We start from the raw sequence: 16,201 nt of genomic DNA on the forward strand, positions 1-16,201 counted from the left end.
ATCAACTCCTTACTTTTTCTTATTATGCCGTTCCATAACGAGTCACATAATCATTATCGCAAAAAAACCAAGACCAGCAATTGATAATAAAACAATCGCTGGAATTAACAATTTTAAAAAATAACATAATAACCCAATTAAAGCTAATAAAGTCATTCCTAATAAACTACCATTAATTACTAACTTTTGTTTTGTTGTAAAGTTAAACATTTCAAACCCTCATTAAAAATAAATTATCTTATTTAAAATAAATCCTTAATATTAACTATACGCTATTTTTACTGTTTTTAAAACCTATTAATGAATTAAAATAAAACTATGGTTCTAAACCATAGTTTTATTAAATCCTGTTAACTTTCCATCATAACAATTTCTTGAATATTTAATTGATTAATTTTTTTCATTGAAATAAAGTACGAGATAACATATAAAATAATAATTCCTCCTAAGATAATTGGTAATGTAATTAGTCCTGTTCCAATTGAAACATAGAAATTAAAGAACATTAAAATCCGCTGGGTAATTGTCCATGCTAAACCTCAAGTGATAAAATATCCCAGTAATCAACCAACAACAGCAAAGGGAATAAAAATTCCTAATGTTAAATTATTAATTTCTCAACGACTATAACCTTGTACTTTCATTGTTGCAATAATTTTAATAAACTTTTTAATAAAGAGATCAATTGCAAAATATATTGTAATAACAGAAACCATAATGATAATGACAATAAAAATTAAAGCAACTGATAAAACAACAATAATAACCCGACTCATAATTTTGGCTTTAATACCAACATAATCAGCTGTCAAAACAGATGAGTTATAAGAAGTCGTGAAATTATTTAATGATAAATCACCATTTGTTGATGATAACGCATAACGATTAATTTGATCAGATGGTTGTAATTCGGTTGTATATTTTCCATTGTATCATTGCATTATATTTAAATTATTATCAATTTTATTTATTGGAAATGAATTAATTTGATTAGCATCATTGATACTAATAAACAAGCGTGGTGCATCATAAGTTGCAATGCTTTTAACAATTTTAACTTTAACTGGCTTTTGTGTTAAAGATGGTGCTGCTTTAATAAAATTATTATCAACAGCAGCTTGGTATCATGTTGTTGGAATTCCATCAATAAAATCGCCACTATATGTTCCACCAAAACTAAAATTATATGGTTTAATAACTCAGTACTCTTTATTATCAACTCGTTCTTTTCGAATAATTTTATTTCCGTCAACTGTTAATTCTTTTAATAAAATCCGTTGAAGACCATTACTCAATGTAATTATTTTTTTACTTCAAATTGCTCCCATCGCCGAATTCGTTGGAATTCATAATTCAACATTATTTAAATTATGATATTTACTCTTCCGATCAGCAGTAACATAATATTTCGTTTGTGAACTTGTATTATAAGTAAAATAACTTTTATCTAATGAATACAAACTTTGATAATTATTTACATTTCATCCAACAGCATTACCACTTAAATTATATTTTCAGTTTTGATATTTTAAATCTGTATTATTGTTAGTAAATTCTGTTCATTCATGGTAACCAGTATTATATTGCAATGTTGTTACTTCGGGAGTTAATTCAATTTCCTCTCCAACATTAAGATTTAAACGATGTAATGCAGTAACATTAGCAATTGCATTAATTACGGTACCATTATTATTTGCTAAAATAGCACGCTCAGCGGATGATAATTTTAACATTTTTGTATTTGGATTAATTCCATAAATAGGAAATTGCTTATCATTATATGTTCCATCAAAACTAGTAAAAACATCATCAGTTGCTGGATTATAACTCATTGTTCCAATTCCTAATGCAAAATAATTTGCTCGATCCGGATTTTTATTTCAATCTTCTTTAACTGCAGCTGGGATAATCCCATTTGTTGTTTTACTAAAACATGTTCTTCATAACGCAGGATAATCTTCCTTGTCAGTAAATGGTGGGTATGGAATTGCCCCAATGCCTAATGCTTTTGGTAATACGGTACATAAAATTTCTGATACTAAAGTTCGAACACTATCACCAGCTGAAGAATTTTTTACTAAGTTATTTAAATAATTAAAAATTCCTAATGATAAATTAGTTCCTGATAAAGTAACAAAATTATAAGATAACATATCTTTTAAAATCCCAGCTACAGTTGGCTCTTGTTTCACCGCTTTTAATGGTTTAATTATCGCTCCTCCATCAATACTATAGTAATTTGCTAGTGGTGTTATCCCACCAATGGGATATAAATCTTGTTCAATTGGATCAGTTGACTTAGGAACATTATCAATTCCATTTCATGCATAAGTTTTATAATAAGAAAACGGATTATTACTTATGACATTACTGTATTTAACTTCACTACCATATTTAATGTTTTTATAATAATTTGTATTAAAATTTTTTGCATAGACTGGTGCTAATAATGAGACAGTCAAAGTAAATGTTACTAAGGCAAAAATTCCTAAATAAGTAAATGCTTGTTTTAGTGAAGTTGATAAAATAACCATCCGGAAACGACCCACAAAAGTTTTAAAATGGAAACTACGTACAGTACGAGCTAAACTATTATTAACTTTTAACTCACGCATTGGATGAATTAAACTTAAAACTTCTGTTTTATTAATTGAAAAATAACAAGTAATAAAAGTAATTAATGATAAGAAAATAACAAAGAACCCAATTAGGAAAAGCAAAATCATTCAGTTTCAAGTAAAACTTCAATTGATTATAAAAAACATATTAAATAATTTTACAACGAATAATTGGACGGTAATTCCAACTAATCAACCGGTTGGTACTGCAATTAAAATACTAACCATTAAAATGCTTCAATAGGAAAATGCAATTTCACGTAAATAATAGCCAGCAGCTTTTAACATTCCAGTTTGTGGTGACTCACGTTTAATCATTTCTTTAATAATAATATATGAAACAGCAAATAATGTTATGGCAAAAATAATAATGAAGAATAAGCCAATATAAATGTAAACATTAATTGTTTTTGCTAATAAATCATAGCGTCGTGTTAATGAACTTGTTACTTCTTTTGGTTCAAAAGCACCAATTGAAGGATCGTTGCCCAGTGGTGTTGAATTTTTGGTTAGCATTTGAGCATAAAAATCTAATTGATTAGGATTATTTGCATAATATTTTTTAAAAATTGCTAAATTCTCGGTTGGTCTATTTGTTAAACTTTTTAAGAATACTCGCGAATTATCCTTTAAATTAATTAAACCTTTATTATTATCTTCTGCTAATAAAGACATTCCATAAGACGATAGATAAATGACAACATCCGTTTTAAAATCAGGAATAAAATCAGTTTCATAAATAGTTGGATAAATATTTAAAGTATCACCACCACTTGCCCCAATTGAAAATGTTCGTTCGCCAATTTGGATATTATCACGCAAATTTTTATGATGTACTTTTAGATAATTAGGACTAACAACAGCATAATAATTGCTAATTGTCGATTCATTTAATGATAGTCCTGACCACTCATTAACTTTATCAAAAAGCTTTAATTGTTCTTCTTTTAATAAATCATGTCAACCAATTACTTTATATTTTAAATTATTAGCAATATCCCAAGTTATAACTTCTTGTCGAATTGCAATATCAAAATTGCTAACAACGCCCAACATTGTATAATAAGTCTGTACAAAATTAAGAAAAGAACTTCGTTCACTATAATTACCAAAAAAAGTAACTTTATTAAATAAATCACCAATAACCATTCGGGCTTCATTAATTCCTGTTTGATTTAATTTATCAATATATTGCCACGGTGATTGTGCTAAATACTGAATTCGTGTTTCCTTGTTTCCACTTGTATCAATTACATTAAAACGAGTAGCAACGCCAAAACTACCACGAAGTCCTTTTTTAAATAAAGTATTTTCTGAAATATTAGTTACCGCTGTTTTACTATCTTGTTTCCCAAATGTTAAAGTAATATCAGGAATATCAAATTTAGTAAAATCATTATCAACTGTTTTTAAATTATAATCTCATCGTTCAATTGCTCGCTGTTCGGAAGTTGCTTTTCCATTAATAAAATTAGCAATACTTACTTTAATTTCTTCATTCGTTGCATTACTTTGCTTTTTTAAAAAACTAGTATTAATATAGTCCGTAATAATTCCTAAAAAGTTCTTATATATTTGCGTTGTATAAAATAGTTTAAAATATTGGTCAGCTAAAGCATTATAACCCATTGCTCGTAATTTTGCTATTAATGAGTTTTGATAATTTGGCGCAGTTGTTCGTAATGTTAAATTTAATGTTAAATTACTAATTTTATCATTTGTTAATTTAAAATTAATATCAGATGGTTTTAATGCAGTAAAAACATCTGTCGCTGCTGCACCAATTGTAATTTTTGGATATGTTAATTTATTATCATTGTTTTCTACTAAAACATATTCTGTATCAAAAGCAAAACTTGGAGTAATTGTTTGCATATTTGAATTTTCAAAATCCATTGCTAAATAATGAAATGAATAATTATAATCAAAACTACCATAACCCATTTGTCGATTTGCTGATTGTAAACTAGTGACCGTTGTAAATAGACAAGAAGTAATAATTGAACAAATAAAAATCAAAAGAAGCAAAGAAATGAATTGCCCTTTTGCTTTAATTATTCCTAAAATCCCTTGCTTCATTAACAATATTTTTTTCATGTTTAGCTCTTATATTCCACTTTTAATCATTTTCAATTGCATCATAATAATGTTTTCATTGCCCGCTACTATCTTTTGCAAATCATTGAATATTAGAAATTACTCAATATTGATGACTATCATCACCAGGATTAATATTCATTCAAGTTACTTTATATTTATAATGCACTTTTTGGTAATTATTTCCTAGACCATCATATTTCATAAATCAATCCAAATCATGATTACCTAATGCATTTAAATAAGCTGCATTTAAATCTTGATAAGTCTTAATGTCTGCTTTTGAAACATATCATTTTTGATGTAAATCTAAATTAGCAGCAACATCAGCATCACCTGTTCCTTGATATTCAATATCATACGATAATTTATTTTCTTCTAATTTAGCATTGCTAATATTTCAATTTGCTCCTAATAATAAAGTATTTGAATAGTCATATAAAGCATTATTAATTGCTAATAAATCTTTTCGTGTTTCTGAATTTGGATCAAAATATAATTTGTTTAATAATGCCCTTACTGGTTGCGCACTATCATTAAACCATGTAAATGCTAAATCCATAAATGAACTCTTTGCTGGTGTCGATGGGTCATCACTGCCTGTTAATAATTGTGCAATTTTTGTTTGATTTTGTTCTTGGTCACTTGCTTCTGATCATGGCAACTTGCTAACTTCTGTTAACGCATTAGAACTTTGTAAGATTCCTTTTGATAAAGCAACAACAAAACGATTAATATCATTAACACTTAAGGTTCCTAAACCATCTTCTGATTTTGATAACATCATTTTTGACATTGACTGTAATACTACTTTAAATCCAGGAGTAACTTTATTAGCAGCAAGTGTTAAAAAACTACTAATTGAATTATTTGCTTCTCTTTGGCGTTCTAAATCTGCTTTAGTATATAAATCATCAAGATATTCTCCAAAATCAGTAAATAATTCAGCCAAAGATTTTGTTGAATCATCTTTTTTAAACAATAAATCAGCTAATTTTAAGTTTGGTGTTTTACCATTTCACATTGCATCACGATTTTTATATTGATCTTCTGGATTAGCTAAGTCTAGTTCCGGTTTCATTGGTTTTACTTTTAATAAATCACTAAAAACTTGTGATTGTTTAGTGAAAAAATCATCAATTTTTTGTTGAATTGCTTGTCTTTCAGTATTATCTTTACCTAAAAGTTGCAACGCTTTTGTTACCCCAAATTTTGCAAAAATATAATTTGCATTTTCTTTTGTTGGGTCATTAGGTAATTTAGGAGAAGCAAAAATCTGATAATAAATAGCTCCTAAAATACTTCCCATAAATGTTCCATCACTATCTTTTGATAAAGCTAAAAATTTGTTCAATTGATTAATATTTGCTTTTGATTGTGAACGGTCTGTAAACATATCCGCCATTAAAATTAACTGTAAAATTATTGCTAATTTATCTTGTTCTTCTGATTTTTGGGTTGTTTTAAATGGACCTCCTGTCTCAAATTTTTGATTATTAATAAGGAAGTTCTGATTTGTACTCGTATCAAATTTAATATCTTTTGTTGCCACTGGATTATAATCCATATTTAAATTATAAAAATAAGTTGCGCGTGGCATCTCAAACATTGCTTTATTACATGCATCAATAATGTTTTGATTAATTCTGTTATCATCACATTTAGTTGGTAAAATTTCCTTTGCAGTTGAATAACTTGACATTGGTCCGCCATCAAATCAATAATTTAACATATTACTATTTTCTGCTAAATTAGGAATTGTTGGTAACGGGTCTTTATCAGAATAATCAGGAATTTTTTTCTTAGTTTGTTTTTCTGTATTATATAATTCATTATCTAATAAATTCATATAATCATAATTTGATAATAAAGTTGTTAACGGCATCCCATCATTTTTATTTAAATATTTACCCCGATAGTAATCAATATCAACAATATTACCATCCTTATCTTTATATGAATCAGGTAGTCGCATTAACATTTGTAACATTGAAGGTGTATATGTATTTAAAATTTCATGTCGATTCGCAATTGTTAGTTTTGTAAATAATGTTGTTTGTAAAATTTTTGATTTTAATGGTCCATTAGGTAAATTTTCAACTGATGAATCTTTATATTTGTCTTCTACTGCTTTTGTCTTAGTTTTACAACTAGCAGTAAGAGCTGGCGTTGCTACTAACGTTGCTGCTGCTAAAATATTAAGTAACTTTCGCATTATTATTTCCTCTTTTCTTTTTATAATTAATAAATAACTAAATCATTGAATTAGTAAAATAAATTAATTCTTATTTTATTCTTGAAGGATCCCTCTTCAACCATTAATTTCATTTCTTAAGAATTTATTTGGTAAATTTTCTAAACCATTTTTTTCACTAATATTAAAAAAACGAATATTATTTAACAATAATAAAAGTGCAACAAGTTGAATTGAATTATCATCATTAATTTGTCATAAATTTTTCATTGTTTTCTTGGCAGTTTTTATTAAGAAAAATAAATCTAATAAACATAAAACTTTAATTATTTTTAAAATAATTTTAAAAAACAATGAACGATCTAAAATTTTTAAGTCTGCTGAGCCATTTTCAAAATTACTAATTAAAATTAAGAAAGTTAAAATTCGGAAAGCAAAATCATGTAAAAATGTTGTTTTTAAATCAAATAAATAAAAAAATGTAATAATAAAAACAATTGAAATATTTTTTATTAATCATAATGCTAAAATATGATTATTATTAATATGATAAAAACAATTTCACAATTGCTTTGTTATTAAAAATGAAAACAACAATGAGAACAAAACAAACATAACTAATTTTAAAGTATAGTTTAAAAATTGTTTATTTATTAAGATAATAATTGCAATAAAAAATTGTATAACTAAAATAGTGCTAAGATAAATACTAGTATCTGTTTTACTTGCATAAATTTGTAAAAGAATGATTTGTAAAATTAAAAGCACAATAAATTCACTAATAGCAAAAGTTGCATTAAAGAAATATTTTGCTACTAAAGATTTTGCTTTATTTTTTCTAGCGCGAATAGTAAAAAAATATTTTACAATCTTTAAAACAAAATAGAATAAAAGAAAATTAGTAAAAAAAATTATTGCAATACGTTCCAATAACGGATTAAAGAAAAATGAAATTGAATTTAGGATATTAAAACTTGATCATTCATGTAATAAATTCATTTTTCTCTCCTCACAAATTTCAATATAATCCGATATTGCTTACTAACTATATTAAAGCAAAAAAAAGAAAAAACAAGATACTAACTCTTGTTTTTTAAAAAATAAGGTGCTTTTATTTAAACAAAAAGACTCTTATTATAAAAATTTAAAATATCTTGATAAATCTCCTTTTTAATTGGCTCATTCAAAATCTCATGACGAGCATTTGGATATAATTTGACTTTAACTTTTTTCCTGCCTTTTTATATAAAACAACAGTCTTCATAACCATCTTTCCATATTTTCCAACTGGATCATCAGCACCTGCAATAAATAGTAATGGCAAGTTATCTGGTGTATTTTTAATATTTTTCTTATTTGTAATAAACAACAATCCTGTAAACATATCTTTTAAAGCACTTGTTGAAAAAACTTGTCCTGTTAATGGGTCGTTTGCAAAAGCTTCTTGAACTGTTTTATCTGTTGATAATCATTCAGTTCCTAAATTGCCTTCTTTTTTATAACGAGCATTTAATGGCGCATAAAAAAATTTATAAATAAAATTATCCTTTGATTTTGGTCCTTTCATTTTTTGCTCAATTTTAGCCATTTTAACTGAAAATTTTAACAATCGTTTTGAGTAATGTGCTGTCCCACAAATAACTAATGCCGCAATATTTGTGCCATATTTTATTGCATAATGACGTATTATAAAAGAACCCATTGAATGACCAAACATTACAATTGGTTGGTTTGGATAACTTTTTTTAATATAAGTTGTTACTTCATATAAGTCATCAATAATTTTTTCTCGCCCTTCTTCTTCGGCAAAGAAACCAAGATCTTCGGAAGACAGAGCTGTTTTTCCATGCCCACGATGATCTTCAGCAATGACAACATAATCATTTGCTACTAAAAATTTAGCAAAATCATTATAACGAAAAGCATGCTCTGCACTACCATGAACTAGTTGAACAATCCCCTTAATGTTTTTATCATTATCAGGTTTCCATTCATACATATGTAATTCAACATCATCCCGTAAGGTATGTTTCCATTCTCTAAATTTTATTTTCATCATCCTTTCAATTTAACATAAAAATAGTTTTTTACTCTTACAATATTATCCTTCCTAATTAATGTATAAGTAAATTATACAATAAATTTCTATAAACATTTGAATAGCTCAATCCTCACTCTAAAAATATTAGCTAATCTATTATAAATAAATTTATGATTTGCAAATAAAAAAGTGTTTATTTTAAACACTTTTTTATTTGCCTTGATTACCAGCACGATGAAGGTCACGGAATGGACCATCAACTGCAATTAACTCATCATACTTACCATTTTGAATAATTCCTTGCCCTTTTCCTAAGACAAAAATTTGATCAACATTTTTAATTGTACTTAATCGGTGCGCAATTGAAATTGTTGTTTTACCAACCATAATTTTTTCTAATTCAGCTTGAATTTCTTTTTCCACAATATTATCTAAAGCACTTGTTGCTTCATCTAAGATTAAAATTTGTGGGTTCTTTAAAATCATTCGGGCAATAACTAGGCGTTGCTTTTGTCCACCTGATAACATAAACCCTCGTTCTCCTAAAATAGTATTATAACCATCTTTTCAACCCATTACTAAATCATGCAGGTTGGCTTTTTTACAAGCTTCAACTACTTTTTCATCTGTTGCATTAAACATTCCGTATTTAACATTATAAATTACATCCCCAAATAAAACTTTTGGTTCTTGTTCAACATAACCAACATGTGTTAAATAACTTGCTAAATTTATTTTTTTTAGATTAGTATTATTAACAATAACTTCCCCACTCGTTGGATCATAGAAACGTAATAATAATTTTGAAATTGTTGATTTACCACTTCCAGTTTCTCCAACGAAAGCATAACTTTTTCCTTTTTCAAATGTAACTGTTGTTTTAGGCAAAATAATAACACCTGATTTTTCAGGGTATTCAAAAACAATATCTTTTAAAATAATATCACCTTTAACTTCTTGTATCTCAGGCGCATTACGGTTTGGATCAATGGTTGTATCAACACGAATTAATTGAATAATTCGTTTTGTTGAAGCTGTTGCACGTGCTAATCCTGGAACTAATCCAGTTAAAGTTCAAATTGGAAATGCCAAAGTATTAACCCCTGTAATAAAGGCTGACAACATTTTCATAATACGATTAGTATGTTCTGCTCCTTTATTACCATATAAAATAATACTTGCTAAAACAACAATCACTGTTAAACTTAATGCACATAAAATAATAATTGTTGTCATTCGTGCTTGAATACGATTTAAACGACGATTAACACGGTAATATTCTTTATGAATTTGTTCAAAACGAACACGTTCATATTCTTCTGTCCCTGTTGCTTTAATTAGCGCAATTGATGCAATTCGATCGGTCACATCTCCATTAACATCTGTAATTTTAGCACGAACATTTTCTGTTTCTGATGCTTGTGAACGGAAAGTTACTGCGACAGCAACCATAAATAATGCTGTTGATCCTAAACAAATCAATGCTAATTTTCAATCAATATTTAATAATGAAATTGCACTACCAATAAATATAATTGGAATACTAATTAAGTTAGCTGGGGTTAATTGTGATTCATCCCCAATAACTTGTGTATCATTAATTAATTTAGTCATTGTTTCTCCAATTTTTTTATCAGAATAATAACCAATGTTTAAATTAACTAAATTATTTAATACCGCATTACGAACATCAATTTCAATATTCCGCCCTAGCATTCCACCTACTCGTTCACGAATATTTGTTGTAATTACGGCAATTAATAAATCAACACCAATGATAATTAATCATATATATCATCGTAAGCCTGTTGTGACTGAACTTGGATTATCTCCAAATTCAAATAAAATTTCACTTATTAATTGGTTAATTAAAAAAGTCATTATAACAATTGAAGTTGAACTTAGTACTAACGCAAATAAAATTGTAAATGAACGTAATAAATAACGACGGTAATAAATTGCAACTAACTTAAAAAAACCAATTCGAGGTTCATTGATTCGTTTCATCATTTCTAATGGCGTTTCTTGTTTACGAGCTTGATTTTTTTCATGTAATTCATTGTAATCTAAATTCTTTTCAATTTTATTAATATCAATTAATTCTTTAATTTTCCCCATAACCTCACCTCATTTCTTAAAAAATGCGAGCTTAATATTTGCTCTCTTATCAATGTATTATATCAAAAAAATAAAACTTTTTTAAAATTTTAAAAAAGTTTTTATACATATATTCCATATCGATCAACTAATTGTCTTGTTCGTTGTTCTAATAATAAAAATAAAGTAGCGTTTATAATATATTTAGCGGTAAAAATTCCAAAGAAAATTCCGATAAAAATTAAAGTATGTTGTCATGACTCAAAAATAGATGCCATCCCACTATTATCGTGGTCATCATCATGACCAGCATGCGCAACAGTAACTTGATTAGACCAATCAATCGGATTACTTATTATATTCCCTGTCGGATCTAATATCTTCAAGCTATCGTGTAGAACATGAGCATGGTCAGCATCTGGATGCGTATGACCCATATTTACTAAAATCTTTGCAACAATTAAAAATGAAATTGCTTCAATTAAAGCACATATTGGCACTATAATAGTAAATGCCAAGATTTTTTTCCCTCATTTAATATTAACAATTTTATGATGATGGTCATGCGCTTTTTTAACATGATGATATTCATGAATAGTATGGTCAGCAACATTTTCTGGAACAGTAATTTTATGACAAGCATTAAATAAAATATAGTAAACAAATCAAGTTACGAACACAACTAAGATATTAGAAATCATAAAGAATGCCATTTCAAGTCAAGTATGATACCCATCAATTAAATTATGAATTCAAGGTAATGCAATTCCTTCTAATAAAGCAAATCCTAATCCAACAATTGCAATTGAATAAATAATTACTAAAGTAGCAAAAAATCGTAAACCAAACGTTGCCCCCCAAGGAGTTGGAACACTAAAAACCTCTAGTAAACTTAATCCAACGGCCATCGCTAAAAAAATCGCAGAAGCAGCAATTTTAAACGTAATTGACCTCTGATTATATAATTCCTTATGAAAAACTGACTTTTTAATCCGCGTTCAAATCTTATCATTTTGCATTGTTAAAACATCGTTAGTATTTTTTTTCATTTCTTTTTTCCTTTATTATTTATAAAAATTATAATTTATTTTTATAAAAAGTCAAGTTAAATTATTAGTTTTATAAAAATAAATTATAACTACATAAACAAAAAAATAGATTAATATCTATTTTTATTAGTAAAGTTACAACATCATAACCCACGTTCTGTTTTTTATTTTTTGAAATAAAATACTAGTTATTTATCTATCAATTATTAAATTGATCCCCTTGTTTTTTCTGCTTCAAAACAAGAAGTTCCCTTACCAAAATTTAGGTTTCTCGCTTGTGGGGTTTACCCGTTCCATTTTTTAAATTTCTTTAAAAACTCGTTTCTGTGGCACTTTTATAGAAAAAACTCCATATTATTTAATAATAACGTAGGATTTTTTTCAGCCGTCATAAGTAACCTTATGCCTAATTTTATGAATTAAATTAGCACAAACACTACAATCATCACAGATTGTGCGAGCGTGGAGTTTCCTCTATTAACAGGATGTTAATAGCAACTAGTTCTGTTATAACTCATGTATATTATACTATATCTTAGAAATTAATTAAATAAATCTAATCGTTATTTATTTTTCCTTCTAAGTTATGAATACGCTTTATTAAATCCGCTTTTGAAAAACCTTCTTCTTCTAAGCGGGCTTTTTGAGCTTTTGTTTCATCAAGCTGAGCTCTTAAAACATCATTTTTATCTTGCAAAACATTTAATTGTTGACGCAAGTACTTGATTTCCTTATTAAAGTCATTTGTAATTCCTTCAAAAACTCGATAATCTGTCGCAACCATATCTAAGAATGTATCAACTTCATTTGGATCATAGCCTTGATAATCAACTTGGAATTCCTTATTAATAATATCCGTTGCTCGTAATTTAATTGTTTTCATTTTTTACACCTCATTTGCAAGGAACAAACTTCCTTTTTTGATAATTAATTATTGAAGGAGGAAACAAAAATGTATCTACCCAATAATCGTGGCATGTTTTTAGAATTTTTACTTAATTATACTATTCAAAAATATTTTGATAATAATACTGGTCTTTTTTTAAACGACCAGTAAATATTACCCCGCTTGAAAAACAACAGCATTTAATCACAAAAAGTTATTTTAAAACAAAAACTGGATGTGATTATTATGGACTTTATCAAGGTTATTATATTGAATTTGAAGCAAAGGAAAGTACTCAACAAAAATTTAATTTAAACAATCTTAAGACCCATCAATTACAACAATTAGCATCAGTTCATAATCATTATGGCATTAGTTTTATTATTATTTACTTTCATTATTATGATCGTTATTTTATTTTATCATATCAAAAATTAATAGAGTGAATAAAATTAATGCCAACAAAACAAATACCACTTTCATATTTTATTGAAAATGGCCATGAACTTTTTTTAGTTTTTCCTAATTTTCTTGATTTCGAACCAATTCTTAATCAATTAATCAATTATATTTAGTTAATGATTTTGATTTATTTTTAAGATAATTATCAATAAACTTTAGTAATTCTTTAAAAGTTAGTTTTGCATTTTGATGATTATTAATAATTAGGGTTAATTGAAAATCAGAAATTTTATTTTCTAAATAAGTATTTAAAGTTGCTTTTTCGTGTTCATTTAAAGGATGCTGTAAAATTTGATTTACTTGTTCAAATAAAATCTTTTTTTCAACATTTAATTCTAGGTTTTCAATTGCAATAATGATCTTATTAAAAATTGGGGATAAATCCATTTCTAAAACACCTTTTTTCATTTTAATATCAATAAAACCAGCTTGTTTCAAATGATCTAACATCTTTTTTGCTTGAGCTTCACTAAAATTAGAATGATTTGCAATTTCTAATGGCGTAATAAACCTTTTTTCAGAAGAAGAACAGTTCATAATCAACATGATTAATACTAACTGTTCTTCTGACAAATTTATTAATTTATAATGACTTAACAAAAAACGTCACTTATTAATACTTCCTTTGTTAAATAAACTATTTAACATAACAATTAAATCTTTCCTAATTGTTAATTATTGTTTAAATCAGTTTTTAATTGTTTACCTGCTTTAAATTTAGCTGATTTAGAAACTGGGATTTTAATTGTTTCACCTGTTGATGGATTTCTTCCATCTCTTGCTGCTCTTTCAGTTACAGCAAATTTCCCAAATCCTGCAATTGAAACTTCTTTTCCAGCAACTAAAGCATTTTTAATATGATCAAAAACAAAATTTGTAATTTCTTCTGCGTGTGTTTTTGATAACACATCAGTAAATTTTTCGGCAATTTGCGCTGCTAGTTCTTTTTTTGACATAATTACACCTCTTCTAATAAACCTTGTATAAATTTAGGTTTATATTATCTTACCCAATTTTTATAAAAATGTATACCTTTTTAAATAAAAACATTATTTTAATAAAGTTTTCTGATTTGATAAAGCATTTTTAAAAATAATCAATGCTACAATATTATAGTAGTAATGCAGGATATTAAATTACTACAAAAAACTAAAAAACAAGGAAAAATAGTTATCAATGATTTTAAAAATAAAATTAGCTTGAAAGCAAATTTATAAACTATTTTTTGCAATAGTTGGCCTTGCTATTTTAGGATGAGCGTTCATTAATGGAATTATAGTACTTTTACTACGACCTATATATCTTGCTATTTTTGATATATTAAGAGTGTTATTTTTTCTTAAAAATATCAGATTCTAACGCTTCTTTTAAATTACATCTTTCAATAAAACTTAAATGTTTAAACTTTTTCATTTTTTTCTATCCTTTCTTAAAATATTTACATAATACAATAAAAAAAAGTAAATTATTGACATTAAATTTAATGATGATATGATAATATTGTAAATCTAAAAAGGCAGAAGAAAATTACAAAAATATAGACTTGCAAAAGTCTTTTTTTTATGTAAAATATAGATAATAAAAAAAGAACTTGTGAGTAGAGTGCACCCATTTTAGTAAGTACTAATAAAAAAGTATTTACTATTTTTTTAATTATATCCTTTTCTTTACGATTTGAATATCATGTATTTCATTTTATAACATCTTGTATATATTCTTCATGTGAATTATATATTTTATTATGGATTGTAGCTTTCTTAAGTAATGAATGAAAACTTTCTATAACAATATTATCTGCACAGTGGTAATTTTTTCCCATTGAAATTGTAATACTGTTAGATAAACATTTATCGTGATAAATAGTGGATGTATATTGATATCCGTGATCTGAGTGAATTATTATTCCATTCAGATCTTTTTTTATTAATTTTATTTTATTAATTGCATCATTTAAATTATCCATTACTAATTTATTGTCATTATATTTAGATCACTTTACATCAACTATTTCTTTAGTATATCCATCAATAATTGTTGATTGATAATATCTTTCTCCTTTTCAAATTAAATATGTTACATCAGTATATAGTACTGAAAACCTTGTTTTTATATCATTGAATTTACGATTAATTAAATCAGGATATTGCAATAAGCTTTTTTCTTTATTCTGTTTATATTTCATTTTTCTTCTCATTTTTCTTACATATTCAGGTTGTATTTGATTATCACACATAATTCTTAAAACTTTTTTTGAATTATATTTTATACCATAATCTTCCTTTAAATATTTAGTAATTCTTCGATAACCAAATTGTTTTAAATTTTCTTCATAGACTTTTACAATATCATTTATTGCTTTTTTATCTTTTTTGCTACTGTCATAATTTTTATATTTATCTCAATAACTACGTTTTAACCCTGTTACTTCTAGTAATAATTTTATTGAATATTCACAAAAATTTTGTTTAATAAAAGAGACAATTCTTAGTTTGCTTAATTGTAAAAGTCATGGAGCTTTTTTAATAATTCATACCTTGTTTTATAATATTCTAAATTTCTTTTGGCAAAAGAAATTTTAGGTCCTTTAGGATTGTTTAATTTTCCTTTTTTATGATTTGCTCATCAAGATTCTACTGTATTTGCATTTATATTATATTGTTTTGCTACTATTCAACAACTTTTTTGTTTAATTTCCTCAATGATTTTTGTTCTAAATTCTGATGTATATTTGTTATATTTTTGTCCTTTTTTTGCCAT

The 16,201-nt window shown here is 26.3% G+C and carries 13 protein-coding genes and 1 other RNA gene; 1 reads left to right on the top strand and 13 read right to left on the bottom strand.

Annotated elements, in window-relative coordinates:
• Window positions 1-9 precede the first annotated feature (9 nt).
• From AACL22_RS03570 to AACL22_RS03610, 9 genes are all read right to left on the bottom strand, one after another.
• Entirely contained in the window at window positions 10-210 is a 201-nt protein-coding gene (locus AACL22_RS03570; protein ID WP_338989666.1) for a hypothetical protein, read from the bottom strand.
• Between the two features lie 140 nt (window positions 211-350).
• Entirely contained in the window at window positions 351-4,715 is a 4,365-nt protein-coding gene (locus AACL22_RS03575) for an ABC transporter permease (RefSeq protein ID WP_338989667.1), read from the bottom strand.
• Window positions 4,716-4,737: 22 nt separating this feature from the next.
• Entirely contained in the window at window positions 4,738-6,930 is a 2,193-nt protein-coding gene (locus tag AACL22_RS03580) for a hypothetical protein (RefSeq protein WP_338989668.1), read from the bottom strand.
• A gap of 75 nt (window positions 6,931-7,005) precedes the next feature.
• The gene (locus AACL22_RS03585; protein ID WP_338989669.1) at window positions 7,006-7,908 is read right to left on the bottom strand and encodes a hypothetical protein; all 903 of its coding nucleotides are present in this window, start codon (window positions 7,906-7,908) and stop codon (window positions 7,006-7,008) included.
• 145 nt (window positions 7,909-8,053) lie between these two features.
• Window positions 8,054-8,968, bottom strand: a complete 915-nt coding sequence (locus AACL22_RS03590) for an alpha/beta fold hydrolase (protein WP_338989670.1) — start codon at window positions 8,966-8,968, stop codon at window positions 8,054-8,056.
• A gap of 192 nt (window positions 8,969-9,160) precedes the next feature.
• Window positions 9,161-11,068, bottom strand: a complete 1,908-nt coding sequence (locus AACL22_RS03595) for an ABC transporter ATP-binding protein (protein ID WP_338989671.1) — start codon at window positions 11,066-11,068, stop codon at window positions 9,161-9,163.
• A 101-nt stretch (window positions 11,069-11,169) separates the two neighbouring features.
• Window positions 11,170-12,096, bottom strand: coding sequence for a hypothetical protein (locus AACL22_RS03600; protein ID WP_338989672.1), 927 nt, complete (start codon window positions 12,094-12,096; stop codon window positions 11,170-11,172).
• Between the two features lie 141 nt (window positions 12,097-12,237).
• An RNA gene (gene rnpB, locus AACL22_RS03605) (RNase P RNA component class B) lies at window positions 12,238-12,606 on the bottom strand.
• Window positions 12,607-12,652: 46 nt separating this feature from the next.
• On the bottom strand, window positions 12,653-12,979 hold the full coding sequence (locus AACL22_RS03610; protein WP_338989673.1) for a DivIVA domain-containing protein: 327 nt from the start codon (window positions 12,977-12,979) through the stop codon (window positions 12,653-12,655).
• A 206-nt stretch (window positions 12,980-13,185) separates the two neighbouring features.
• Between AACL22_RS03610 and AACL22_RS03615 the strand changes: the two genes are divergently transcribed.
• A complete protein-coding gene (locus AACL22_RS03615) occupies window positions 13,186-13,557 on the top strand; it encodes a Holliday junction resolvase RecU (RefSeq protein WP_338992986.1) in 372 nt (123 codons plus the stop codon).
• Here the strand turns inward: AACL22_RS03615 and AACL22_RS03620 are convergent.
• The 4 genes from AACL22_RS03620 to AACL22_RS03635 form a co-directional block, all read right to left on the bottom strand.
• Window positions 13,532-14,092 carry a DnaD family protein gene (locus AACL22_RS03620; protein WP_338989674.1) on the bottom strand — a complete coding sequence of 187 codons (561 nt, stop codon included), beginning with the start codon at window positions 14,090-14,092 and terminating at the stop codon, window positions 13,532-13,534. The two genes, AACL22_RS03615 and AACL22_RS03620, sit on opposite strands and share 26 nt — an antisense overlap.
• 23 nt (window positions 14,093-14,115) lie before the next feature.
• On the bottom strand, window positions 14,116-14,400 hold the full coding sequence (locus tag AACL22_RS03625; RefSeq protein ID WP_338989676.1) for an HU family DNA-binding protein: 285 nt from the start codon (window positions 14,398-14,400) through the stop codon (window positions 14,116-14,118).
• 524 nt (window positions 14,401-14,924) lie between these two features.
• A complete protein-coding gene (locus tag AACL22_RS03630; protein WP_338992988.1) occupies window positions 14,925-15,971 on the bottom strand; it encodes an IS3 family transposase in 1,047 nt (348 codons plus the stop codon).
• Window positions 15,938-16,201 carry a hypothetical protein gene (locus tag AACL22_RS03635; protein ID WP_338988774.1) on the bottom strand — a complete coding sequence of 88 codons (264 nt, stop codon included), beginning with the start codon at window positions 16,199-16,201 and terminating at the stop codon, window positions 15,938-15,940. Before AACL22_RS03635 ends, AACL22_RS03630 begins: the two co-directional genes overlap by 34 nt.

Origin of the sequence: Spiroplasma endosymbiont of Seladonia tumulorum (assembly GCF_964020235.1) — a bacterium.
Taxonomy (GTDB): domain Bacteria; phylum Bacillota_I; class Bacilli_A; order Mycoplasmatales; family Mycoplasmataceae; genus Spiroplasma.